This is a genomic window from Candidatus Sodalis sp. SoCistrobi, from assembly GCF_900143145.1.
Classification (GTDB): Bacteria; Pseudomonadota; Gammaproteobacteria; order Enterobacterales; family Enterobacteriaceae; genus SoCistrobi.
This window is the reverse complement of the sequence record NZ_FRDB01000018.1, coordinates 1-21,440: the sequence shown is the minus strand read 5'-3', so window position 1 is coordinate 21,440 and position 21,440 is coordinate 1. Positions and strand designations below refer to the sequence as shown.

The window sequence follows — 21,440 nt, the reverse complement described above, 5'->3', positions numbered from 1 at the left end:
CGGCGACTCCTACGATAATGCGATGGCAGAGAGTATCAACGGGTTGTACAAAACGGAGGTTATCCACCGCGGGAGCTGGAAAAACCGGACGGAAGTGGAGTTGGCCACGCTGGACTGGGTGGACTGGTACAACAACAGAAGGCTGCTCGGGCGGCTGGGTTACATCCCTCCTACTGAAGCCGAAATGAACTATTACGCTTTGCAATTAGCATCAGAGGAAGCGGCGTAGTATTGCCAAAATTACTCTCTAATAAACTCGGGGTTATTCACACCAGTGAAGCGTGGGACGCGCTGTCGGGGCAGGTAAACAGCAACACCAGCGGCCTCATTGAAACGGCCCTGGCGAACAATGCGGATATGCAGCGCTGGCGCAAGGAGAACGGTGAGCGCAAGGCGGAAATCCTCGAGGTGCGCACTACCCTGGTGGATGAGACACAGGCGTTTGCCGAGAAGCTGGAGCATGTATCGGCCAAGCTGGGCGAGAACGAGGCAGCGATAGAGACCAAAGCGACGACGGTGTTTAAGCAAAATGGCGACGGTCAGGCTATCCACAGCGTCAAAGCGGGCATCACCCATAACGATGAATACCATTCGGCGGGCATGGCGATTGGTGCTGAGGTCAAGGACGGTCAGGTCAAAACGCAGGTGCTGTTTGAGGCGGACCGGCTGGCGCTGCTGAACCGGTCAAATGGTCAGGTGACGGTGCCGTTTGTGGTGCAGAATGGCCAAGTCTTTATCAATGAGGCGTTTATCGACCAGGGCACCATTGAAAGGATCGTGGTGGGTATGGATATTCGTTCTAAGGACTATGATCCGATAACGAAAAAAGGCATGCGATTAGATTTCCAGTCCAAGGTTATGGCTATTTATAACGTTAAAAATGGAGCCGGCACCGAGCAAGATGCGGAGGGATTCCGTGCTTATTACAATGGTAATTGGGTGGTAAATATGGGGCGGCTGTTTTCATGAAGACACTGTACGGATTACAAGTCAGGCACAATGGTTCTGTTGTGCTGAATACCACAGATCGGACGGCGCGTATTGTGGGCTATCATGAAATTCCTCTGCGTTGGAATAGCCGCTTTCAGAAAACCTTTTCTCATCCCGAGCTGATTGGAATGGGGGAAATGTTTTACTGGTTTTCCCATACAGGATTTTTCCAGATAGAAGCGAAAGGGGCCATCACGATGAGTGGAACGGATATTGTCGTTGATGTAACAGTTTCAAAGGGTGGCAGTGGCGTCCCTGTGGTGGGTGCTGGCAAATTATATTATGGGGTGCGCTAAATGGCGTATGGGCTTCAGGTGCGAGGCGAGCATGGCATTTTGCAGATAGACGGGCTTTATAAAAATATGAGTTTGTATAAAAAGGCAACGTTTCCTTTGCCTGGGGGAAGCGAGGGAAGTAGCTCATGGGGGGAGTATGGGAAATGGGTCCATTATCCCTTTACAGCACCGCCAGAAAGTTTGCTTGCTTTTATCCCTTCACAGTTTTGTGTGTTTAATTTCGATCTGAGTGGCATAGGGCAGCTTTATCGTTCTCCGGCGGGACAGTGTGAGATTTTTTGTTTTACAGGCAATAATACGCACTATTTTCAATCTACTCATGGAGTGCAGGTCCGAAATCCCAACACATTGCAAGAGGTATTTAATAGCAACTGGGCTATTCTTCGCATTGTTGATGTGTTTAATCTTGAGGGTGGAGCGTCAGGCTGGAAATACACAATCCCTAATGGAAAAAAATATGCCATTGCCGTTGGGGGTGGAATTAAAAAATACACAACCAGCGGCGAAAGGATGTATAGCGATAGTACGTGCTTCAAAATCAGTGATAATACTTTCCACATCGATGTACTCAGGGACAGTTGGTGGTACCGGGATGAAGATGAAAAAGCCTATACAGCATCCTTGTTTGGTTTATCAATACTGATTATCGATGTGACAGGTTATTAATTTTTATTCATTCAATCGTGACGGGGATTCTGAAATGCTTTTCTTAACCGAGGAAGATAGATGCTGGCTGGTGAAATTAAAAAAAAATACTGCTGGTATTATCCCCCGCCCAGCATACAAATACTATACAGTACATGAGGGGGGAGGTGCTTCGGTTACACGGCTATTGTATCCAAGCCAGTCAGCTAAAATCTGTAGCCCATCCCTAAATTGAATCCATTGGCGTTACCACTGTTAGTTCCCGTCCAGGCAGCATCGATGACAAAATCTTTATAAACATTAAATTGCATCCCCAATGTATAGGCAAACTCTGTCTTATTCGATATTGAATTCTGTCTCATGTTTATACGTGGCTTTTTTTTGTAGTGATACATCGCATTTTCAAGTTTTTGATGTGTCGCACCAACCAGTCCAAACAGGCTTACCCACTCGTTAGCTCTGATACTCGGGCCAACAAGCAGAGAAATAGATTGTATTTTTAGACTATTGGTAAAATGCTCATCCATTTGCGATTGCTTTTTATCCGCAATTTTTGGCGGTGCAGTTACAAACTCGTTATACCTTGCAGTAGATGCATAATTCAATGCACCCATTATTCCCCAAACATCATCAAATTCGTAGCGATAACGGACAAAGAAACCTTGCGGATCTTTTTCACTATCCGAATTATGGGAGAGTAGTTTACCGTCAGGAATATTTTTAAGATGGGAGTCATAATCAGCTTTATTTTTTAAATAAGCATCGTGTGCGAAGCCACCATTAACATGCGCATATCCGACTGAAACAGTCTGATCACCAGCTGCAGCATAGACATGAGGTGCAACCATAATGGATAAAGCCAACAACGAATAAAATTTCCCTATCATATGCATGGTTAAAATTCTCTTTATTAGAAATTGAAACAACGATGGAAAATCTAACACATGGGTTTTGCTGTAGCAAAAAAACATGCGTTTAACGATTAAAATCATTAGAGGTAACACATGGCATGGTACAAAACCGGTACGCTCTCGATAGCGGCCAACAGTAAAAAAGCCACGGGTCACGGTACCCGCTGGGCGGACAACAAACAGGGCATTGGCCCCGGACAGATGTTGCTATTGCCCGGCACGGGCACGGGCACGGTGGCGCTGTATGAAATTGCCAGCGTGGTGAACGACACAGAGCTGCTTTTGGTGTCCGGGCCGCCCAAAGCCGTCAAGGAGGCGTCCTACGCCATCGTGACCTATAACGGCGGCTCATACGTTGACTTCGGGCGTGAGATCTCGGCCCAGCTTCGCTATTATCAGCGCCAGATGGACGGCTGGCAACAAATCATGACCGGCGAGGGTGAGGTGACGCTGGAAGCGCCGGACGGTACGGAGGTCACGTTGAGCTCGTTCAAAAAGCTGACGGCGGATGTTGCGAGCAAGGCTGATAAATCGGCTCTGGATGGCAAGGCCGATAAAACAGCGCTAGAGGCCAAACTGGATAAAACCGGCGGCACTGTTAATGGCCCGTTGACGGTGGAAGGAAACGCCAAATTTACAGGTGCGGATTATCTGGTGAAGTCGGGAGCCATCTATGACAAGGCCAATAATGCCCGTAATACGCAAGGACTACGCTTGCAGGGAGAGGGCGCTCAGGGCAGTGACATCTATTTCTGGGAGCAAATAGGTAAGTGGGCCGCTATGAGGTTTCATGTCTGGTCTGGCGGACAGGATGGCACATTTGAGTTTCACAACACCGGCGAGTTTCGCGCCAGCGGCGGTGCGACGTTTGGCAAACCCGTTTCGCTGGCAGCCGGCGGCCATCTCACGGATATTCTGCATTTTTATGGCAAGGGGCGCAGCGGCAACGAAACACGTGCAGGTGAATGCCGGTACTACCCTTATCCGGGCCAGCCCATGAGTACGGAATTTTACGGTGTTGATGTGGTGGGCAGCCATTATGAACATCGTCTGCTTATCAATCGCGGTGGCGGTAACATTAAGTGGTTCGTTTTTAGGGATGATGGCAATGCCTATGCCCAGCAGGGTCACTGGCAAAATAACTCTGACCGCCGGATAAAAAGCGATATTGAGAAAATAGAAAATGGTCTTGCAAAAGTCGAAACGCTGACGGGCTACACTTATGTCCTTGCCAAAAATCGTCAGGCGGGTGTGATGGCCGATGAGTTGGAAAAGGTTCTGCCTGAGGCTGTGAGCAATTCAGGCGATTACCATGAGAGTGATGGCTCCATTGTCAAGAATGTTAAAGCCATTGCTTATGGCAGCATATCGGCGTTGCTGATTGAAGCGATAAAAGACCTGTCCGCGAAAGTAAAAGCGCAGCAGGCTGAGATAGATGCGCTTAAAGCGTCGATGAGCACGGTGTCTGTGGCGCAGGGTTCGGATAATACCTGATACATCGGATAGCGCTTATTCGTCATAGTAATGAGGCGGTAAGTCATCTTTGCTGGGAAATAGTCGTGCAAGGATAATACCAAACAAAAAATATGTTATAAGCATAACAATCACCATTAACTGAAATGCTCGCTTCATTCCTTTGAATAACTTCATGTAGAAAACGCTTCTGTAAAAATGGGATTTACCGCTTTTTACCGGAGTAATGCAAAGTGGTAATAACGATCGAATACCGCGTATCAATCGGTAAAAACGATCGTTGGATAGATGTAGGAAATAAAGCCTTACCCCGACCGCTGAGAGCGGTTTTTTTGTGCCTGAAAAACGGAAGCCCCGACTGTTACAAGCAGTGCGGGGCTTTTTCATGAATCTAGCAGTACTACGGTCAAGGAGGCCGTTGTGATAGATTTTAGCAAATTAATAAGGGAGTTGCGACTCATGATTAAGCAATTACCAGGCTGGAAGTTCATTATGCTGTGGCTGGTTCTGTTCACTGCCTCCGCGGGCTATCTAATAGGGCAGATACGTTGGTGGTAGCATGTTAATTATTCTCGGAACAACGAGCAGAGAGGGCGCGGATGCCGCCCAGCGGATTTTGTCTATCTGCATTGGCATCTCACTGCTGATTGCTTCAGCTGGATTGACGATAGCGGCTATTCTTTATGCCATCGGATGAATCCCGGCCCTCAACGAGCCGGGGCGGCCATCAGTGCCTCTGCGCGAACTGGCCGAGCTCGGACTTGTGCCAGCGGGTCAGCGTATCGGTGAGCATGAAGGCGTTGCTCTGGCTGGCCTCTGTGAGCAAGCTATCGATTTTACCCATCACGCTATCTACGTTCTCACGCTTGCGTACCAGTTGCCGAATGGTTCTCCTCTCAGCCTCTACCATAGCAGATTGCAGGCGTTCAATCACAGCCCATATGCGTTCGCATTCTCGGGCGATATGGGGGATATGGCGGACTTCCATCGGCTGCGGTGAGGGAATGCCAGTGACTTCGCGTAAAGCGTACCAGATGCCATTGCTCCACGCCTGCTTGAAGCGGAAGTTATGGCTCATGTGCCAAATCAGGCGGGCAAGGTTGGAGGTATCGTTAGCGGTGAAGAGTTCGTGGGACTCTGGCTTGTAAACGGGATGCTCGTACTTGCCGGTCTTGCGGATTGAGGGAAGTACATCGTTGAATACCCAATCTTGGAATTGCTTCGCTTCGGGCTTGTTGCTACGGAATATAACGCGGTAGAGGTTGGGTTCGTTGACGAAAGTTGCTTCTTGCTCGCGACCCATGATATCGATGACGTCCGTTTTGCGTACCCCACTATCATCTAGAACTTCAGCGGCAACACGGCGTGAGTTTGCGATTGTGAGAACCTCACATACATCTTTGAGACAGAACCAGGGTTCACCATCGATTACTTGGATACGTACATTGTGAGATTCTTTAAATGAAAAAGATTGAATGCTCATTTTTAATGCCCTGTTAGATTGTTCAGTTTACCCATTGTTCATATGGGCGGTCGGGTACTTGAACACCGCTAACAGACGGCCAGCAGCTTTTCCCTAACGGGTGTTGTATCGCTACTCGCTACCCAACCATAACAATCTATGGACGTAAAAAAACCGCATTACTTTCGGGCGCGGTATCCGCTGTTAGAGGTGTGTTCAGCACCTGAAAGCGACTATAGCGCATGGGATTTCCTTCGTCAAATGTGGGGAGTTCGGCGGTCAAATTTGGGTGATTCTGGCGTAGTCGTCAGGTCGAAATGAGCGGTAAGTTATTGATAAAAATGTCGTGTATTGTCGTGCTTTGTTGTGTTTTGTCGCCTGTTTTTTGAGCGAGCAACGCGGTCAATGTATTGATATTTATATCTTTTATGTGTTTTAATGCTGCTGCCGGTTTTACAGCGGCGCCTGCAGGACGTCACGTTGGCGTTAAGCCTGAGCCATCAAAGCCTGGAGTTGATGCGTCAGCCGGCGGCCTCGGGTGCGCTAGCTCGACCGCCAGGCTGGCGGGTTATCCTGATTGAGCGTCCCTGTGCCGAAGGCTGCCGGCGGGCCACCGCCACGGTCATCATGAATACCGGTGAACGCATCAGCTTAAGCGAATGGGTTTGTCAGGATCCCGACGGCACAACGCGTACGTGATCACTTGTGTTCCGGGCTAATCACGATAGAGTGGGCGCAGGCAGTTAATGTGTCCCAAGGCGGCAGGCGCGCATGGCGAGGAGTTTATGTTTACCGTTTATCATTCCAATCAGCTGGATCTGCTCAAGACACTTGCCGCCGCGCTGATCGCAGGGCGGCCGCTGCGCAACCCGTTCCAGCCAGAAGTCATTCTGGTGCAAAGCAACGGTATGGCGCAGTGGATGCAGATGGAACTGGCGGCACAGTTTGGCATTGCGGCCAACATTGAATTTCCGCTGCCCGCCAGCTTTATCTGGCAGATGTTTACCCGCGTGTTGCCCGATATTCCTTATGAAAGCGCGTTTGCAAAACCGGCGATGACCTGGCGGCTGATGGCGTTGCTGCCGCGCCTGTGCCAGCAACCTGATTTCGCGGTGATTAGCGACTATCTGCGCGACGACGAGGATAAGCGTAAGGGTTTTCAGTTTGCTGCCCGGATAGCCGACCTGTTCGACCAGTATTTGGTATACCGCCCCGACTGGCTGGAAAGTTGGCAGCGCGGCGAATTGATTGACGGCGTGGGCGAGGCGCAGCGGTGGCAGGCCCCGCTTTGGCGGGCGCTGGTGGCGGAAACGGAACGGGCAGGGGAGCCGCTGTGGCACCGCGCCAATCTGTACCAACGCTTTATCCAGACTCTGACGGAGAGTCAGACGCGGCCGCCGGGGCTGCCCGACAGAGTATTTATCTGCGGCATCTCCGCACTGCCGCCCACTTATTTACAGGCGCTGCAGGCGCTGGGCCGCCATATCGATATTCACCTGCTGTTCACCAATCCGTGCCGCTATTACTGGGGGGACATCCGCGATCGCGCTTTTCTCGCGCGGTTGCTGCACCGTCGCCGCCGGCACTATCAGCAGCAAACCGAGCAGGGGCTGTTCCGGCGCCCCGAACAGGCTGACGCGTTGTTTGACGAGCTAGGAGAACAGCAAACCGGTAATCCGCTGCTGGCCTCCTGGGGCAAACAGGGGCGCGATAATCTCTACCTGCTGGCGCAGATGGACGGTGTTGCGGAGGTAGATGCGTTCGTCGAGCCGGCGGGGGATAACCTGCTAAGCCTGCTGCAGAGCGACATCTTGATGCTCGAGGACCACGCCGTGATGGGTCTGGGTCCCGTGACGCCGCTAGAGGGTGGCGGCAAGCGGCCGCTGCAGCCAGACGATCGTTCGCTGAGCCTGCATGTCTGCCATAGCCCGCAGCGGGAAGTGGAAGTCCTGCACGATAGCCTGCTGGGGATGATTGCGCAGGATCCCACGCTACGGCCGCGGGATGTGATCGTCATGGTGGCCGACATCGACCGCTACACGCCGGCGATCCAGGCGGTGTTCGGCAGCGCCGGCGGGGAGCGCTATCTGCCTTTCGCCATTTCCGACCGCCGGGCGCGTCATCTCCACCCTGTGCTGCCGGCGTTTCTCAGCCTGCTGGAGTTACCACGCAGTCGTTTTGCCGCCGAGCAGGTTCTGGCGTTGCTGGAGGTACCGGCGCTGGCGGCCCGCTTTGCCATTGACGAGCAGGAGCTGCAACTGCTGCGTCAGTGGGTAGCGGAATCCGGTATCCGCTGGGGGCTGGACGACGACACCCTGCGTGAGCTGATGCTGCCCGCCACCGGTCAGCATACCTGGCAGTTTGGCCTGACGCGCATGTTGCTGGGCTATGCCATGGACAGCGAGAGCGGCGACTGGCAGGGCATTTTGCCCTACGACGAATCGAGCGGTTTGATAGCCGGTCTGGTCGGACAGCTGGCGGAGCTCCTGATGCGGCTGCGCCAGTGGCGCGACCGGCTTGCCCAACCCCGTTCACTGGATGCCTGGCTGAGCTGCGCCCGCGAAATGAGTGAGGATTTCTTTACGCCTGACGCTGAAGCCGAAGCGGCGCTGGCGCTGCTGGAAAATCAGTGGCAGCAGGTGCTTCAGTGCGGTTTGCAGGTGGGCTATGACCAACCGGTGCCGGTGACGCTGCTGCGGGATGAACTGGCCTCGCGTCTGGATCAGGAGCGGGTTAGCCAGCGTTTTCTGGCCGGGACCATCAACTTTTGCACTTTGATGCCTATGCGCTCTATACCGTTCCGGGTGGTGTGTCTGCTGGGCATGAATGACGGCGTTTATCCGCGCACGCTGCCGCCGGCGGGGTTCGACCTGATGGCGCAGCAGCCCCGACGCGGCGATCGCAGCCGGCGTGATGATGACCGCTACCTGTTCCTGGAGGCGATGTTGTCCGCGCAGCAGCGGCTCTATATCAGTTTTATCGGCCGCGCCATACAGGACAATACCCCGCGTTATCCGTCGGTGCTGGTGAGCGAGCTGAGCGATTATATCGCCCAAAGTTTTTACCTGCCCGGCGATGCGTGCGCCGATGCCGAGAGCGCCGACCGTGTGCGTGCGCATCTCTGGCAGTGGCATAGCCGCATGCCTTTCGCGCCGGAAAATTTTGTGCCGGATAGCGAAAACCAAAGCTTTGCCGCCGAGTGGCTGCCGGCCGCCAGCGCCGGGGGCGAGCCGCAGCCGGATTTTGTCGCTCCCCTGACGGCGCCGCCCTGCGAGGCGCTGGCGCTGGAAGAACTGCTGCGCTTTTATCGTCACCCGGTGCGCGCCTGGTTTGCACAGCGTTTGGCGGTGTCTTTCCACCAGACCTCGCTTGAGCTGGCGGCGGACGAACCTTTTGTCATTGACGGTCTGTCCCGCTATCAACTCAATGACCGACTGGTGAACGCCCTTATCGACGGGGAGAGCACCGACCGGCTGTTTCGCCAGGTGCGCGCCGCCGGTCTGTTGCCCTATGGCGCTTTCGGCGAGCTGTACTGGGCCAAACAATGTCAGGACATGGCGGCGCTCGCTGAGCAGGTACGAACGTGGCGATTGCCGGAAACGCACAGTCTTGAGGTGGATCTGACGCTGGAGGACGTGACGCTTTGCGGCTGGCTGCCCCACGTGCAGAAGAACGGTCTGCTGCGCTGGCGTCCCGGCGCGTTATCGGCCCGGGACGGCCTGAAGCTGTGGCTGGAGCATCTGGCTTACTGCGCTATGGGCGGCGAAGGTGAGAGCCGGATGTTCGGCATGCGCGGGGAATGGCATTTTGCGCCGCTGCCCGCCGCTCAGGCAAAAGGGTTTTTACTTTCGCTGGTTTCCGGCTACTGTCAGGGTATGGCGGCACCGCTACTGCTGTTGCCCCGATCGGGGGGGGCATGGTTAAGCCACTGCTACGACCGATCGACGCAGAGCATCGATTGGGACGAGAGCCGGCAGCGGCAGGCGCGTGATAAACTTATCCAGGCCTGGCAGGGCAACAGCCATGTTCCCGGCGAAGGTGAGGATCCTTATCTGCAGCGGTTGATACGTCAGTTGGATGAACAACATATTGCGGCAATTATCTTGGCCGCGGAAAAGTATTTGTTGCCACCTTTTATGTTTAATCTGGCGCAGACTGAGCCGGTGAAACGCGAAAAGAAAGCCTGATGCAGCAGGCCTGCCGCCCCGGCGACAGATGTACGCGCTGTGACGTTTGTTTTAACACGAGAGTGTTACTCTAAAAAAAGAGTGTGGTCAGGAACGGCCCGCAAGGCAGGTATTGGAGAGAGGAATGTCGAGACTGGTTAACGGGTTGTTGTGTTTCGCTCTGTTTTTTATGAGCGCAACGGCGCCGGGATGGGCGCAAAGCGGATGGCAACCGGTAAAGGAGGTCATCCAAAAAAGCAGTCAGGATCCCCGTCACTATCAGGCTATTCGGCTGGATAATGGTATGACGGTGCTGTTGGTGAGCGATAAGGATGCGGTCAAATCCCTGGCGGCGGTGGCCGTGCCGGTGGGGTCGCTGGAGAATCCGCACAATCAGCTTGGCCTGGCCCATTATCTGGAACACATGATCCTGATGGGGTCGCGCCACTATCCAGAACCGGAAAATCTGTCTGAGTTTCTGAAAAAGCACGGCGGCGATCATAATGCCAGCACCGCCTCCTACCGAACCGCCTTCTATCTGGAGGTGGAAAACGACGCGCTGCAACCGGCGATCGACCGGCTGGCGGACGCCATCGCCGCGCCGCGGCTGGATCCGGTTTATGCCGATAAAGAGCGTCATGCGGTGGACGCCGAGCTTAGAATGGCCCGCGCCAGCGACGGCCTGCGCATGGCGCAGATCCGCTCTGAAACCATGAATCCGGCTCACCCGGGCTCGCGTTTCTCGGGTGGCAATCTTGACACCTTGAGCGATAAGCCCGACAGCCGGCTGCACGACGCGCTGAAGCATTTTTACCAACGCTATTATTCCGCCAACCTGATGGTTGGGGTCATCTACAGTAATCAATCGCTGCCCCAAATGGCGACGCTGGCGGCCGCCACGTTTGGCCGCATCGTCAACCATCACGCGTCGGTGCTGCCGATTACCGTGCCGGCGGTTACCGCTGCCCAAACCGGTATCGTGATTCATTATCAGCCGGTTCAGCCGCGGAAGATGCTGCGCCTCGAATTCCCCATCGCCAACAATAGCGCCGCGTTTCGCAGCAAAACGGACACCTACATCAGCTACCTTATCGGCAACCGTAGCCCGGGCACGCTGGCGGACTGGCTGCAGAAAGAGGGGCTGGCGGACGCCATCGACGCCGGCGCCGATCCGATGGTCAATCGCAACGGCGGTGTTTTCGCCATCGCCGCTTCCCTTTCCGACAAAGGGTATGAGCAGCGCGACCGGGTAGTGGCTGCTATTTTCGCTTATTTGTCACTGCTGCGGCATCAAGGGATCCAGCGCCATTATTTTGACGAAATTGCCCACGTGCTGGATCAGGATTTCCGTTTCCCGGTCATGACCCGCAACATGGACTATATCGAATGGCTGGTGGATTCCATGCTGCGGGTGCCGGTGCAACACGTGCTCGATGCCTCTTATTTGGCCGACCGCTACGATCCCGCCGCCATCGGCGCGCGCCTTGACGCCATGACGCCGCAGCACGCCCGCGTCTGGTTTATCAGCCCGGATGCGCCGCACGACAAAACCGCTTACTTTGTCGATGCCCCTTATCAGGTCAGTAAACTGACGCCAACGCAGATCGCCCTTTGGCAGCGGTTACAGCGCTCGATTGTGCTGGCACTGCCGGCGCTTAATCCTTATATCGCCAACGATTTCAGCCTGATCCGCAGCACGCGTCATCCCGAACACCCGGAAACCCTGATCGACGAGCCAGGGCTTCGGTTGCACTACATGCCTAGCCGCACTTTCGCCGACGAACCGCGCGCCGACATCACGCTGAACTTTCGCAATGCCGCGGCCATGAGCAGCGCGCGCAACCAGGTGCTCTATTCACTAAACGACTATCTTTCCAATCTCGAACTGGCGGAGTTGAGCAATCAGGCCTACGTAGGCGGTATCAGCTTTTCCTCCTACGCCAACGATGGTCTGACTATCAAGGCAAGCGGCTATACCCAGCGACTGGTGCCGCTGGTGAATGCGCTGCTGGACCGCTATCTGGCGATATCACCAACGGCGCAGCAGCTGCAACAGGCCAAGACCTGGTTTCGTCAGCAATTAGATGGCACGGACAAAAGCAAAGCCTACTCTCAGGCGATTATCCCGGCCAAGGTCTTGTCCGATATTCCCTATAATAGAGCGGGATGCGCGGCGGGCGCTTATCGACGGCATCACGCTGCAGGAGGTGATGGACTATCGCGCCACGCTGATTAAACCCACCGCCCTGGACGTGCTGGTGGTCGGCAATCTGACCTCCGAGCAGGCTGAAACGTTCTCTCGCGGGTTGAAAACACGCCTTGAGCTGACCGGCACGGACTGGCGGCGCGCCGATAAAGCCACCGTCGCCACGCCGCTGCAGGCGATTATCCAGAAGCGGCTCGACAGCACCGATTCCGCTCTGGCGGCGGTCTATGTTCCCCTGAGGTATGATCGTATCGAAGGAATGGCGTGCAGTTATCTGCTATCGCAAATGGTTGAATCCTGGTTTTACAAACAATTGCGTACGCAAGAGCAGCTGGGCTACGCCGTGTTTATGCTGCCTGTCTTTGTCGGCGATCGGGCCGGGGTCGGCTTTGTACTGCAAAGCGGCCGCTATCAGCCGGCGTATCTTTACCAGCGCTATCAGGCGTTTTTCGCGCAGACCGCCAAGCGGCTGGGCGCCCTGGAACCGGCGGATTTCGAGCAGTACAAGCAGGGCGTCATCGTCCAGCTGCAGCAAAAACCCCAGACGCTGGGCGAAGAAGTGGATCTCTATACCGGCGATCTGGATCGCGATAATATGCGCTTTGATACGCGCGAACGTCTCATTGCCCGTATGCGGTCGCTGACGCAATCGCAGCTAAGCGAATATTACCAGCAGGCGGTCATTAAGCAGCAGGGGCTGGCCTTGTTGTCGGAAATTTCCGGCGTCGGCGAGGGCAGCGATCCGGCCGATTATGCTCATCCCGCCGGCTGGACCCTGTTCCCCAATGCCTCCGCGCTGCAGCAGGCGCTGCCGGTGCAACCTAAGGAAACCGAACGCGTTGAAGACCGCCAAGAGCCTTAACCCCCTGACATTGCCGCTGCAGGGCACCCGCCTCGTCGAGGCGTCGGCGGGTACCGGGAAAACCTACACCCTGGCGGCGCTTTATCTGCGTCTGCTGCTCGGGCTGGGCGGTGAGGCGGCGTATCTGCGGCCCTTGAGCGTGGAAGAAATACTGGTGGTAACCTTTACCGAGGCCGCCACCGAGGAGCTGCGCGGGCGTATTCGTGAAAATATCCACCGGCTGCGGCTGGCCTGCATGCGCGGTGAGAGCGAGGACCCGCTGCTGGCGGCGCTGTTGGCGCAGCTCGACGATCATAGGCTTGCCGCTTTGCATTTGCTGGCGGCGGAGCGGCAGATAGACGAGGCGGCGATATTCACCATTCATGGTTTTTGCCAGCGTATGCTGAACCACAGCGCCGTCGAATCGGGCATGCTGTTTCAGCAGACTCTACTAGAAGATGAAACATTGCTGCGCCAGCAGGTGAGCGCTGACTTCTGGCGCCGCCACTGCTATCCGTTGCCGCTGGAGGTTGCGCGCATGGTACAGCAGCACTGGCAAGGGCCGGAAAACCTGTTGGCGGAACTGCTGCCGTATCTGCAGGGGGAGCCACCGGAGGTGCGCGATCCGCCGGCGTTAAGCGAGTCTATCCTGGCACGGCATGCGCGCATTATTGCGGGTATTGACGACCTGAAGCGGCAGTGGCGCGCGGCGGCGGCGGAAATTCCGACGATCCTTGACGCTCACAAACTCGACCGGCGGGTGTATAGCAGTAAAAACCTGCCATCCTGGCTGGCGAAAGTCAATTACTGGGCGGAGCAGCCCACCGTCGACTATCAGGTACCGGATGAGCTGGAACGGTTTTCAAGCGAGGTATTAGCAGAAAAAACCACCGCCGGCTGTCCGCCTCACCATGCGCTCTTTGCTGCGGTGCAGGCTTTTCAGCAGCACCGGCCGTCGCTGCGCGAGCTGATCTTTGTGATGGCGTTGGCGGAGATGCGCCAGGCGTTGGAGCAGGAAAAACGGCGGCGGGCGGAGCTGGGGTTTGACGATCTGCTTAGCCGTCTGGACCGGGCACTGGCCGGCGGCGGCGGTGAAGCGTTGGCCGACGCGTTGCGCTCGCGCTATCCGGTGGCGATGATTGATGAGTTTCAGGACACCGACCCGCAGCAGTACCGTATTTTCCGCCGGGTTTACGGCGATAAGCCTGATTGTGCCTTACTGCTGATAGGTGACCCGAAACAAGCGATCTACGCGTTTCGCGGCGCGGACATTTTTACCTATATGCGTGCCCGCAGTGAAGTAGACGCTCACTATACCCTTGATACCAACTGGCGCTCAGCGCCGGGGATGATCAATGCGGTGAATCAGCTGTTCCAAAGCCTGCCGGCGCCGTTTATTTTCAGCGCCATCCCTTTTTTGCCGGTGGCGGCCGCCGAAAGCAACGCCGGTTTGCGGCTGGTGGTGCAACGACAGCCGCAGCCGGCGCTGCGCGTTTGGCTACAGCCGGGGGCCGGCGTGGGTGTAAGCGAATACCAACAGTGCATGGCGCGGCAATGCGCCGCCACCATCCGCGACTGGCTTTACGCCGCCCGTGAGGGTGAGGCCTGGTTGGAAGGCCGGCGGGGCCGGCAGCCGCTGCAGGCGTCGGATATCACGGTGCTGGTACGCAATCGCCACGAGGCGGCATTGATGCGCGATGCGCTGGCGGCGCTGATGATCCCGACGGTGTATCTGTCTAACCGGGATAGCGTCTTTGACACGCCCGAGGCACGCGAACTGCAATGGATCCTGCAAGCGGTATTGACGCCGGAAAAAGATACCGCGCTGCGCAGCGCGCTGGCCACCGGCCTGCTGGGCTTTGACGCCGTCGCCATCGACGCGCTGAATAACGATGAACGGCTTTGGGAACAACGGGTTGAGGAATTTGCCGAGTATCGCCAGCGCTGGCAAAAAAGCGGCGTATTACCGATGCTGCGTCAGATGATGATGAACCATCGCATCGCGGAAAATCTTTTGGCCAGCCAGGGCGGCGAACGCCGGTTGACCGACGTGTTGCATCTGGGTGAACTGCTGCAGGAAGCCTCGACACAGCTGGAGAACGAATATGCGCTGGTCCGTTGGTTGGCGTTGCAGATAGTGTCTCCTAACTCGCAGGCGGCGAATCAGCAATTGCGGCTGGAAAGCGATCGTCATCTGGTGCAAATCATCACGGTACATAAATCGAAAGGGCGGGAGTTCCCGCTGGTGTTCCTGCCGTTCGCGGCCGATTTTCGCGTGCAAAAGCGGCCGCTGTTCCATGATCGCGAGGCGTTCGGGGCCTGGCTGGATCTCCGCGCGGCGCAGGAGAGTCTGCTGCTGGCGGAGGAGGAGCGGCTAGCGGAGGATTTGCGGCTGCTGTATGTGGCCCTAACGCGCGCCATTTATCATTGCAGTCTCGGCATTGCGCCGCTGTATCGCGGTAGCCGTAAAAAAACCGGCGCCAGCGATCTGCATCTAAGCGCGCCGGGTTACTTGATTCAGCAGGGCCAGGATGGCGATGCCGATGAGTTGCGCCAACGGTTGGCGGCGCTGGCAAGCCGCGCCGGTGGCGATATTGTCCTCTGCGAAGCCCAGGCCGCGCCGGCGCAACCGCTTACACCCGCGGTGGAGTCAGCGCCGGCGCTAAGCGCCCGCCGCTGGACTGAACCGCCGCGGGATCCCTGGCGGGTCACCAGCTATTCAGGATTGCAACGGCACGGCAGCTCGGTGGTGATGGAGTTACAGCCGCGGCTGGATGTCGACGCCGCGGGGGAGGGTGGGCAGCAGGAGATGTTGCAGCTGACGCCGCATACCTTTCCGCGCGGCGCGGCGCCGGGCACGTTTTTGCACGGCCTGTTTGAAACCCTGGATTTTAATCGGCCACTGGACCCGCAGTGGCTCAGCGAACGGCTGATACAACAGGGTATCGACGCCGTCTGGTTGCCGGTGATAACGGACTGGATGGAAAAAATTATCGCTATGCCGCTGGACGGCGGCTCGCTTTCTCTCGCGCGTCTGACGCCCGACAGCCGGCTGGCTGAACTGCAATTTTATCTGCCCATCGACGCGTTAGTGCAGGCGCGCGACCTGGATCAGATCTGCAAGCGCCACGATCCGCTGTCGGCACGCTGCCCACCGCTGGATTTCCCCCAGGTCAAGGGAATGCTGAAGGGGTTTATTGACCTGGTTTTCCGCTGGCAGGGCCGCTATTACTTGCTGGACTATAAATCCAACTGGCTGGGGGAAGAGAGCGCCGCTTACACCCGGCCGGCGATGGAGCAGGCTATGATTGCCCACCGTTATGATCTGCAGTATCAGCTGTATACTCTGGCGCTGCACCGTTATCTGCGTCACCGTTTGGCGGACTATCATTATTCGCGCGATTTCGGCGGCGTGTATTATCTGTTTCTGCGCGGCGCTGATGCGGCGCAGCCGGGAAACGGCATTTACCACTGCCGCCCGGATAGCGCCCTAATCAGCGGGCTCGACGCGTTATTCTCCGGCGCAACGCGGCCGGCAATGGCGGAAAAGGGCTAACGCAGGAGGCTCATTGATGGAAGCAATCTTAGCCGAGGCGCAACGGTTGCGCCTGTGGCGACCGCTGGACGTTCAGTTCGCCCTGATGCTGGCGACGCCCGCTGAGCCCGCACTGATGCTGGCCTGCGCCCAACTGAGCGCCGATGCCGGCGCCGGCCATACTTGCCTGCCGCTGGCGCTATTGACCCCGGAGCGGCTGTTTGACGGCCGAATGCCGCCGCTGGCGCAACAGGCGTGGCTACTGGCTGGCAGCCCTTCTCAAGCGGATTGGCAGCATCGTCTGCTGGCATCGCCGGCGGTCAGCGACGGTTCCCGCCCGACGCCGCTGGTCTTGGACAATCAGCGCCTGTATTTACAGCGCATGTGGCGCGATGAAGGCGCGGTGGCGCAGTTCTTCAACCGGGCGCGGCCGCCAATGGACGGCGACGAAGCCCGCATCGCCGCGGTGCTGGCGCGTTACTTTCCCGGCGACGCTGCGGTGATCGACTGGCAAAAAATTGCCGCGGCGGTCGCGATAACGCATCCGGTGGCGCTGATATCCGGCGGGCCGGGCACCGGTAAAACCTCTACGGTCGCCAAGCTGCTGGCGGCATTGCTGCAGCTTAGCGACGGCCGGCGTTTGCGCATGCTGATGGCGGCCCCCACCGGCAAGGCGGCGGCACGGCTGAGTGAGTCCCTGGGTCTGGCGCTGCAGCGTCTGGGCTTGGACGAAGAGCAAAAACAACGGTTGCCGCGCGAGGCGATAACGCTGCATCGCCTGCTCGGGGCACAGCCCAACAGCCAGCGGATGCGCTATCACCGCGGCAACCCGCTGCATGTGGATATTCTGATAATCGACGAAGCGTCGATGGTCGATTTGCCGATGATGGCCAATGTCATTGCGGCGCTGCCGCCGCAGGCGCGGGTGATTTTCCTGGGGGATCGTTGCCAGCTGTCATCGGTGGAGGCGGGGGCGGTGTTGGGGGATATCTGCCAGTTCGCCGAGGCCGGTTACAGCCCCGCGCGGCGTGCGCAGTTGGCGCGGTTGACGGGTTTTACGCTGCCGGCGGGGGGCGACGGTAACGGTTACGGCGTTGCCGACAGTTTGTGTCTGCTGCGTAAAAGCTACCGCTTTGACGAGGGTTCCGGCATTGGCCGGCTGGCTAACGCGATCAACGCCGGCGACGGCAAGGGCGCGCTGGGGCTGTTGCAGGCCGGCACGGCGGCGGATGTAGATTATACGCCGTTGCGTGCGGCGGCAGACTATCAGCGCCTATTGGATGATTGCGTTAGCGGTTACCGGGACTATCTGCAGCGGGTGCGCGGCCAAGATGCGCCGGCCGCGATTTTGGACTCGTTTAACCGCTTCCGCCTGCTGTGTGCGCTGCGCGAGGGGCCATTTGGCGTCGCCGGCCTTAACGACCGCATTGAACAGGCCTTGAGCCGGGCGGGGCTGCTCAGTCTTGGCAACGTGGGCCGCGGCTACGCGGGCCGGCCGGTGATGATCGTGCGCAATGCGCCGTCGCTGGGGCTGTACAATGGCGATATCGGTATTTTGCTCCGGGAGGACGAACAGACGCTGCGCGTGCACTTTTCCCTGCCGAATGGCGGTATCAGGGCGGTGCCGTTGAGCCGGCTGCCTGAGCATGAGACGGCCTTTGCCATGACGGTGCATAAATCTCAGGGGTCGGAGTTCCAACATACGGCGCTGGTATTGCCCAATCAAATCGTGCCGGTGCTGACGCGAGAATTGCTGTATACCGCAGTGACGCGGGCGCGGGCGCGGCTCTCTCTCTACGCCACCGATGAGGTGGTGCAGTACGCCATTGCCACCCGAACCCAGCGGCGCAGCGGCCTTATCGAACGGCTGGCGGCCGGTGCGGCCGCACCGGCGCAACCATCCGACGTCCGCTGACGCTTGCGGGCATGATGACCGCGCGGCCCGCAGCGTGCGATGGCGTCATCGCTCAGCGGCCGTCGTGCGTCTCCAGGTCGGCCACCAGAATTTTCGATCGGCGCTGATAGTTATACAGTTCCTTTTTCTGGTTCGGCAGGATATCGACCTCCGCCGGGGTAAAGCCGCGTTCCTGGAACCAGTGAATGCTGCGGGTGGTAAGCACAAACAGTTTTTTTAGCCCTATTTGGCGCGCCTGTTGAGCGATACGCGTCAGCAGCATTTCGCCGCGCGATGAACTGCGATAATCAGGGTGCACCGCCACGCAGGCCATTTCGCCGATCTGCTCGTCGGGAAAGGGATACAGCGCCGCGCAGGCGATGGTCATATTGTCCCGTTCGATGATGGTAAATTTATCGATTTCCATTTCCAATTGCTCGCGGGAGCGGCGCACCAGGATCCCCTGCTGTTCCAGCGGCCGAATCAGCGCCAGAATGCCGCCGATATCGTTGATGGTGGCCCGCCGCACCTGCTCCGCGCTTTCCATCACAATCTGCGTGCCGATGCCGTCGCGGGAGAAGAGCTCTTGCACCAGGGCGCCGTCTTCCTGATAGCTGATAAGATGGCAACGCCGCACGCCGCTGCGGCAGGCTTTTACCGCGCCACGCAGAAAACGCACGGTGCCGGAGTGGTAATCGCCGCGCGCTTCTAACTGATCAATGCGCCGCTGGGCGTCGTTGGGGAACAGTTCGGAAATAATATCGTCGTCCTCGCCAATCACGCCCTGCGATGAGCAAAAACCGATAATTTTTTCCGCTTTCAGCTTAATCGCCAGCTGCGTCGCCACCTCTTCGGAGGTGAGATTGAAACTTTCACCGGTGACCGATACCGCGACCGGACCCAGCAGCACAATGGCGCCGCCGTCCAGCTGGCGGTGGATCGCTGCATCATCAATACGGCGGATGCGGCCGCTGTGGCAATAGTCCACGCCGTCATCCACGCCCAGAGGCTGAGCGATAATGAAGTTGCCGCTCACGACGTTGATGTGCGCGCCCTGCAGCGGGGTATTATTCAGGCTCATCGACAGCCGTGCGGTAATGTCCAACTGCAATTGGCCGGCGGCCTGCTTTACCCGTTCGAGAGTGGGCGCGTCGGTCACGCGGGTATGCTTATGGTACATCGGCTCAAGGTGATGTATCGCCAGATTGGCGTCGATTTGCGGCCGTGCGCCGTACACCAGTACCAGGCGGATACCCAGACTGTGCAGTAGCCCGATATCATTGACGATACTGGCAAAATTTTCATGCTCAATGGCTTCGCCACCCAGCATGACGACAAAGGTTTTGCCTCGGTGGGCATTGATATAAGGAACCGTATGGCGAAAACCTTGAACCAACTCTGTACTGCGTTCCTTCACGGCCTGTCCTCTGCGAATGATTATTCTTATTTTGTGTATTTTTATTCTTTTCTCACCCGCTTGGCAAGTCCCGATTCACTCTGCGCCTGTTTGTAAAGATGAGCAAAGTCTGCCGCACGTCGCCTCTGTGCCGGCTTTTCGGGATGACAGCGGCCGGCGGTTTGGTTAAAGTTTCCGCCGTTAACGATAAACGATTGGTTTTCCAGATAATGCACAATTTATTACCGGGGCGACATGCCTGAGTCAGAACATAACCACGTTCGCCGGCGGCTGCTGCAAGGCGTGGCGGCCACCTGGCTGTTAAGCGTCAGCCGGGTTGGCCTTGCCGCCGTGCCCTCTATCGTCGCGGTGCGGATCTGGCCCGCCTCAAGCTATACCCGCGTAACGCTGGAATCCAATGTCACCCTGCAATACCGTACTTTTACCCTAAGCAGCCCGGACCGGCTGGTGCTCGATATCGAAGGGCTGCGGCTCAATTCGATGCTCAGCCAGCTAGGGGAGCGGGTGCGGCAGGAAGATCCTTATATCGGCCAGTTACGGGTCGGCCAGTTCGACGGCCACACCGTGCGGCTGGTGCTGGAACTGAAACAGAAAGTGGCGCCGCGCTTTTTGACGCTGGCGCCGGCCCACGGCTTCCGGCACAGGTTGGTGCTGGATCTTTACCCGCAGGAGGGCAGTCGTTCCTCGCTGCAAGACGACCCGCTGCTGGCGCTGCTGGAAGATTATAACAAGGGGGATTTGGCACGCACCTTGCCGCCGGAGTCCCAGGCGCCAAAGGCCGGGAAAGCCGGACGCGACCGGCCGGTTGTGGTGATGCTTGACCCGGGCCACGGCGGCGAAGATCCCGGCGCGATCGGCAAATTCAAAACCCGCGAGAAAGATATCGTGCTGCAAATCGCCCGCCGTTTAAGCGCGCTGATTAAGCGCGAGCCGAATATGCAGGTGTATATGACCCGCAATGAGGATGTGTTTATCCCGCTGAAGGTGCGGGTGGCCAAGGCACGTAAGCAGCGGGCGGATCTGTTCGTCTCGATACACGCCGACGCCTTTACCCGCCGTAGCGCCCACGGCGCCTCGGTCTTTGCGTTGTCCACTAAGGGCGCCACCAGCGCGGCGGCCCGCTATCTGGCCCAAACGCAAAATGCCGCCGATGACATTGGCGGCGTGAGCAAAAGCGGCGATCGCTACCTGGATCATACCATTTTCGATTTAATGCAGACCGCCACGATTAACGACAGCCTGAAATTCGGCAAGCACGTGCTGAGCCACGTGGGCAAAAGATCACCCAGTTGCATAAAAAAAGCGTCGATCAGGCGGGCTTCGCGGTATTGAAAGTGAATAACCCCGAGTTTATTAGAGAGTAATTTTGGCAATACTACGCCGCTTCCTCTGATGCTAATTGCAAAGCGTAATAGTTCATTTCGGCTTCAGTAGGAGGGATGTAACCCAGCCGCCCGAGCAGCCTTCTGTTGTTGTACCAGTCCACCCAGTCCAGCGTGGCCAACTCCACTTCCGTCCGGTTTTTCCAGCTCCCGCGGTGGATAACCTCCGTTTTGTACAACCCGTTGATACTCTCTGCCATCGCATTATCGTAGGAGTCGCCG

14 protein-coding genes and 2 pseudogenes are annotated in these 21,440 nt (G+C 57.2%); 11 read left to right on the top strand and 5 right to left on the bottom strand.

Features of this window, described 5'->3' with window-relative positions; genetic code table 11:
• From CINSTRO3249_RS02595 to CINSTRO3249_RS02580, 4 genes are all read left to right on the top strand, one after another.
• Window positions 1-229, top strand: a 229-nt coding sequence (locus CINSTRO3249_RS02595; RefSeq protein ID WP_143146879.1) for an integrase core domain-containing protein, incomplete at its 5' end; no start/stop codon positions are given.
• A 2-nt stretch (window positions 230-231) separates the two neighbouring features.
• The gene (locus CINSTRO3249_RS02590) at window positions 232-969 is read left to right on the top strand and encodes a DUF1983 domain-containing protein (RefSeq protein ID WP_074012055.1); all 738 of its coding nucleotides are present in this window, start codon (window positions 232-234) and stop codon (window positions 967-969) included.
• Window positions 966-1,286, top strand: a complete 321-nt coding sequence (locus CINSTRO3249_RS02585) for a hypothetical protein (protein WP_074012054.1) — start codon at window positions 966-968, stop codon at window positions 1,284-1,286. Before CINSTRO3249_RS02590 ends, CINSTRO3249_RS02585 begins: the two co-directional genes overlap by 4 nt.
• A complete protein-coding gene (locus CINSTRO3249_RS02580) occupies window positions 1,287-1,952 on the top strand; it encodes a hypothetical protein (RefSeq protein ID WP_074012053.1) in 666 nt (221 codons plus the stop codon). It abuts the gene before it with no gap.
• Window positions 1,953-2,137: 185 nt separating this feature from the next.
• Here CINSTRO3249_RS02580 and CINSTRO3249_RS02575 read toward each other — a convergent pair whose 3' ends face one another.
• Window positions 2,138-2,923, bottom strand: a complete 786-nt coding sequence (locus tag CINSTRO3249_RS02575; RefSeq protein ID WP_084790099.1) for an Ail/Lom family outer membrane beta-barrel protein — start codon at window positions 2,921-2,923, stop codon at window positions 2,138-2,140.
• Between the two features lie 12 nt (window positions 2,924-2,935).
• Between CINSTRO3249_RS02575 and CINSTRO3249_RS02570 the strand changes: the two genes are divergently transcribed.
• A complete protein-coding gene (locus CINSTRO3249_RS02570) occupies window positions 2,936-4,336 on the top strand; it encodes a tail fiber domain-containing protein (protein ID WP_074012052.1) in 1,401 nt (466 codons plus the stop codon).
• Between the two features lie 706 nt (window positions 4,337-5,042).
• Here CINSTRO3249_RS02570 and CINSTRO3249_RS02565 read toward each other — a convergent pair.
• A complete protein-coding gene (locus CINSTRO3249_RS02565; protein ID WP_074012051.1) occupies window positions 5,043-5,798 on the bottom strand; it encodes a BRO-N domain-containing protein in 756 nt (251 codons plus the stop codon).
• A 417-nt stretch (window positions 5,799-6,215) separates the two neighbouring features.
• Between CINSTRO3249_RS02565 and CINSTRO3249_RS02560 the strand changes: the two genes are divergently transcribed.
• The 5 genes and pseudogenes from CINSTRO3249_RS02560 to recD all read left to right on the top strand — a co-directional run bounded on the left by CINSTRO3249_RS02560 (window position 6,216) and on the right by recD (window position 18,440).
• Window positions 6,216-6,476, top strand: coding sequence for a prepilin-type N-terminal cleavage/methylation domain-containing protein (locus CINSTRO3249_RS02560; RefSeq protein ID WP_074012050.1), 261 nt, complete (start codon window positions 6,216-6,218; stop codon window positions 6,474-6,476).
• Window positions 6,477-6,562: 86 nt separating this feature from the next.
• Entirely contained in the window at window positions 6,563-9,964 is a 3,402-nt protein-coding gene (gene recC, locus CINSTRO3249_RS02555; protein ID WP_074012056.1) for an exodeoxyribonuclease V subunit gamma, read from the top strand.
• Window positions 9,965-10,076: 112 nt separating this feature from the next.
• Window positions 10,077-13,011: pseudogene (gene ptrA, locus CINSTRO3249_RS02550) on the top strand (pitrilysin).
• Complete coding sequence (recB, locus tag CINSTRO3249_RS02545) at window positions 12,935-16,546, top strand: exodeoxyribonuclease V subunit beta (RefSeq protein WP_074012049.1); 3,612 nt, start codon at window positions 12,935-12,937, stop codon at window positions 16,544-16,546. Before ptrA ends, recB begins: the two are co-directional and overlap by 77 nt.
• Window positions 16,547-16,562: 16 nt before the next feature.
• Window positions 16,563-18,440: an exodeoxyribonuclease V subunit alpha gene (recD, locus tag CINSTRO3249_RS02540; RefSeq protein WP_074012048.1), complete on the top strand. Its 1,878-nt coding sequence runs from the start codon at window positions 16,563-16,565 to the stop codon at window positions 18,438-18,440.
• A gap of 52 nt (window positions 18,441-18,492) precedes the next feature.
• On the opposite strand, the gene argA is transcribed toward recD, so the two are convergent.
• Both argA and CINSTRO3249_RS17080 read right to left on the bottom strand, forming a co-directional pair.
• The gene (gene argA, locus CINSTRO3249_RS02535) at window positions 18,493-19,836 is read right to left on the bottom strand and encodes an amino-acid N-acetyltransferase (protein ID WP_074012047.1); all 1,344 of its coding nucleotides are present in this window, start codon (window positions 19,834-19,836) and stop codon (window positions 18,493-18,495) included.
• A gap of 41 nt (window positions 19,837-19,877) precedes the next feature.
• The gene (locus CINSTRO3249_RS17080) at window positions 19,878-20,051 is read right to left on the bottom strand and encodes a hypothetical protein (RefSeq protein WP_174249716.1); all 174 of its coding nucleotides are present in this window, start codon (window positions 20,049-20,051) and stop codon (window positions 19,878-19,880) included.
• Window positions 20,052-20,070: 19 nt separating this feature from the next.
• Between CINSTRO3249_RS17080 and CINSTRO3249_RS02530 the strand changes: the two are divergent.
• A pseudogene (locus tag CINSTRO3249_RS02530) lies at window positions 20,071-21,170 on the top strand (N-acetylmuramoyl-L-alanine amidase); the annotation flags it as partial.
• Window positions 21,171-21,211: 41 nt separating this feature from the next.
• Here CINSTRO3249_RS02530 and CINSTRO3249_RS02525 read toward each other — a convergent pair.
• A partial coding sequence (locus CINSTRO3249_RS02525; RefSeq protein ID WP_143146879.1) for an integrase core domain-containing protein occupies window positions 21,212-21,440 on the bottom strand: 229 nt, incomplete at its 5' end.

What these genes read in the sequence shown, in the direction of transcription:
- CINSTRO3249_RS02585 (WP_074012054.1), top strand. Translation starts at nt 966, where the DNA reads ATGAAGACACTGTACGGATTACAAGTCAGGCACAATGGTTCTGTTGTG.
- CINSTRO3249_RS02580 (WP_074012053.1), top strand. Translation starts at nt 1,287, where the DNA reads ATGGCGTATGGGCTTCAGGTGCGAGGCGAGCATGGCATTTTGCAGATA.
- CINSTRO3249_RS02575 (WP_084790099.1), bottom strand. Translation starts at nt 2,923, where the DNA reads ATGATTTTAATCGTTAAACGCATGTTTTTTTGCTACAGCAAAACCCAT.
- CINSTRO3249_RS02570 (WP_074012052.1), top strand. Translation starts at nt 2,936, where the DNA reads ATGGCATGGTACAAAACCGGTACGCTCTCGATAGCGGCCAACAGTAAA.
- CINSTRO3249_RS02565 (WP_074012051.1), bottom strand. Translation starts at nt 5,798, where the DNA reads ATGAGCATTCAATCTTTTTCATTTAAAGAATCTCACAATGTACGTATC.
- CINSTRO3249_RS02560 (WP_074012050.1), top strand. Translation starts at nt 6,216, where the DNA reads ATGCTGCTGCCGGTTTTACAGCGGCGCCTGCAGGACGTCACGTTGGCG.
- recC (WP_074012056.1), top strand. Translation starts at nt 6,563, where the DNA reads ATGTTTACCGTTTATCATTCCAATCAGCTGGATCTGCTCAAGACACTT.
- recB (WP_074012049.1), top strand. Translation starts at nt 12,935, where the DNA reads ATGCCTCCGCGCTGCAGCAGGCGCTGCCGGTGCAACCTAAGGAAACCG.
- recD (WP_074012048.1), top strand. Translation starts at nt 16,563, where the DNA reads ATGGAAGCAATCTTAGCCGAGGCGCAACGGTTGCGCCTGTGGCGACCG.